4 protein-coding genes are annotated in these 2,908 nt (G+C 70.0%); all 4 read left to right on the forward strand.

Annotated features, from left to right (window positions below):
- Positions 1 to 16: 16 nt before the first annotated feature.
- The 4 genes from VN520_RS38025 to VN520_RS38040 all read left to right on the forward strand — a co-directional run bounded on the left by VN520_RS38025 (position 17) and on the right by VN520_RS38040 (position 2,723).
- The gene (locus tag VN520_RS38025; protein ID WP_325751519.1) at positions 17 to 301 is read left to right on the forward strand and encodes a hypothetical protein; all 285 of its coding nucleotides are present in this window, start codon (positions 17 to 19) and stop codon (positions 299 to 301) included.
- A 182-nt stretch (positions 302 to 483) separates the two neighbouring features.
- Positions 484 to 1,002 carry a hypothetical protein gene (locus tag VN520_RS38030; protein WP_325751520.1) on the forward strand — a complete coding sequence of 173 codons (519 nt, stop codon included), beginning with the start codon at positions 484 to 486 and terminating at the stop codon, positions 1,000 to 1,002.
- A gap of 262 nt (positions 1,003 to 1,264) precedes the next feature.
- The gene (locus tag VN520_RS38035) at positions 1,265 to 1,882 is read left to right on the forward strand and encodes a GGDEF domain-containing protein (protein WP_325751521.1); all 618 of its coding nucleotides are present in this window, start codon (positions 1,265 to 1,267) and stop codon (positions 1,880 to 1,882) included.
- A gap of 604 nt (positions 1,883 to 2,486) precedes the next feature.
- Entirely contained in the window at positions 2,487 to 2,723 is a 237-nt protein-coding gene (locus tag VN520_RS38040) for a hypothetical protein (protein WP_325751522.1), read from the forward strand.
- Positions 2,724 to 2,908: the final 185 nt, after the last annotated feature.

Genomic DNA, 2,908 nt, shown 5'->3' on the forward strand with positions numbered 1-2,908 from the left:
GCCTGAGGGAGAAACCATGACTCGCCCCGACATCACTTCGGCCACTGCCCTGGAGAAGGCCGTCACTGTGGCACCCCAGCAGATTGCGCGCCGTGGCACAGCGCCGGTCGAGGAGCCGCCGACCGTCATCGTCTTCGACGAGGCCGCCCACGTATCGCGCCCGCTCCATGACCTGATCGCCGACCTGATGCGCCAGGGCCGGACCTCCGGCGTCCACATGCCGAGGCGGCGCCGGCTCGTGCAGCGGCAATACCCCACCCTCGACGCACTCACCGCCGCCATCGACAGGGGCGAGGCGTAGCAGCACCCCTCCGGCGCGGTTGAGGCCGGCCCCCGCCACGGGGGTCGGCCTCAGCCGTACCTGCCGGACTGCCGGGGCCCGGGGCGCCCGGCACATTCCGCTCGTCTAACCCTGGCCCGGGAGGCTCTGTGTTCGCCAGACTTCGCGCCCGTCTACGCCCCCGCAGGACTATCGCTGCGGACGTGGGCGTCACCGGCCAAGCCGCAGAGCGTGCGGCCCATTCCCCGGTCGGCTCCACGGCAGGCCAGCTCGTGGTGCCCTCCGGGCAGCAGGACGGCGCCGCCGCAAAACCCGCCACCGGCCCACCGATGTCCTCCGCCTCGATGGCCGAGGACATCGAGATCGCAACATGCGGCGCCTTGCGTGCCGCACACCTGATGGCACTGCAGCAGACCGCGGACCAGATCAGCGCGGTCCTTGGGGCGGAACTGGCCATCAGCTGCCAGGACGCCCAGGACCTGATTGGCCAGGGACACCACGCCTACTCTCGCGCCCTGTCCGCGAACCTCCCGGCCGTCAACGATCCGGACCGGCATCTGCACGTGCTCCGTGCCGCCAGCCTCATCAGCCGGCGACTCGCCGATGTCGAGGTGCTGCAACTCCTCGACCAGGAATACCGGCATCTGCCCGGCTGGGATGGGGCCACGGTCCTCGCCGCCGGCCACGACCTCCACCTATCCCTGATCCAGGCGACCGACTGACCGCTGCAAGGAGAGGAAGACCGTGCCCGGCACTCGTCCGAAACCGACCTCCGCTCCCATCCCCCGGGCCCACCCCGCACCAAGCGAACAAGGCCTCGCTCCGGGCGCGTTCCGGCGCGCCCGCCTCTACGCGATGCCCACCGCACCGCCTGCGGAACGAGTGGCGTCCCTGCTCCAAGTGCTCACCGCGCCGCCGCCCAGCTCAGGCCCCTGACCTCGTTCGCCTCGTAGCCCGACCGAGACCGAAAGGCAGTTCCTCGCCATGCTCAACGGCTCGTCCCTCTTACCGCTCCTTCCCCTGCTCCTGGCTGTAGCAGCCGCCTGGACGCTGCACGCCCGGCACCTGCGCCGCGAGATCGACAAGGCACATCTCGATGACCTCACCGGCCTGCCCCAGCGCCGTGGCTTCGACCGCACCGCCCCCGGGTTCCTGACTCGGCACGGCAGGCATGCGGTGTTCCTCTTCGTCGACCTCGACCGCCTCAAGATCATCAACGACACCCTGGGCCATCCCGCAGGCGACCGCGCGATCCTCGAAGCCGCCCAGCGTATGCGCGCCTGGGCCGGGCCAAATGGGTGCGTCGCCCGGCTCGGCGGTGACGAGTTCGCAGTGGCCACCGTCCTGCCCGCCCCCCAGCGCACGGCCCGTCTCCAGGAGCTGTCCGCTGTACTTGCCCACCCCTTCACCTTCCGCGGCGAGGCCGTGGACCTGATGGGCGCGACCATCGGCGTTGCCGCCCCTGATCTCGTCGCCACGGAGGACTTTGGCGTACTCATGGTCGCCGCCGACGCAGCAATGTACCGAGGCAAGCGGCTGTGCCCCATCGTCCTCGCCGATCCCGCAGACGCCGCTGGCCGATCCGCGGCGGTCCTTCAGTGACCACCACCTCGAGTGACCGCACCCGGTGCGCATCCCACCTGATGCGCTGCGCACCGCGCCGCTACACCAGCTCGGGCGCCTTCTGACCTTCTGCTGAGCCTCCAGACCGAGGTCTCCCGGTGTTGTCCCGTCTGCCCTCATCGGTGGCCGGGGCCCGCCGAGTCTTCTCGCACTGCCCGTTCCCGTCATCTTCACCGAGCGAACCGCCCACGGCCCCACTGGAGCAGCCGCATGGATACCCACCGCGCACCCGCTCTCGTACGCGCTTTCGACAGCCACTCCCAGGTTGAACGCCCGACGTTGGCCGGGCTCACACCCGACGAGCGAGAGCGGCTACTCAAAGACTCCGTCCCACGTGGCCTGAGTCATACAGGCGCCCGGGACACCGCCGACCTCACGCAGCGCATGCAGGACCTACGCCGCGAACAGGACCTTCCCAGTCCCGCATTCCGCAGCGTGCCCCGTACGGACTCACCCGAGGTCATCCAGGAGCGCGTCACCGCTGCGCTCGACGAAATCTACCGTCGGCCGCACGTCCAACGCCCCTAGCACCGGCCAGGCACAAAGCCTGAAGCCGCCCCACCCCACCCTGAAGGAAGTCACCATGCCGATGTGGGTCGCTCTCTTCCGCACCGACACTCCACAGCCCCAGCTGCTCGCCTACCGCATACGCGCCGCGAGTCAGAGCGAAGCCATCCGCAAGGCCCTCACACTGGCCCAGTCGCGCCGCAACCGCTGGCTGAGGGGCGGCGTCCCGCTCCATGCCGCCCCTCAGGTGCACCAACTGAACCGCTTCCGCGTGGGAATCCCGCTCGCCCAATCCCGCGCCTCCCAGCACTGACTGTGCACATCGAGCTTTACCTGCTGGCAGTAGCGGAACGCCCGCCAGCAGCCCTGCACCTGTCTGCAAGGCGGCCAAACTGCTCCGCTGGACCGCACGGTCTTGGGCTGGTCTGCACGGCACAGCCGCGACCAGTGCCACTTCTGGCGCCGCGATGTGCCGCCCCCGGCGCCTGCCAGGCCCAC

It is taken from the genome of Streptomyces sp., from assembly GCF_035563135.1.
GTDB lineage: Bacteria > Actinomycetota > Actinomycetes > Streptomycetales > Streptomycetaceae > Streptomyces.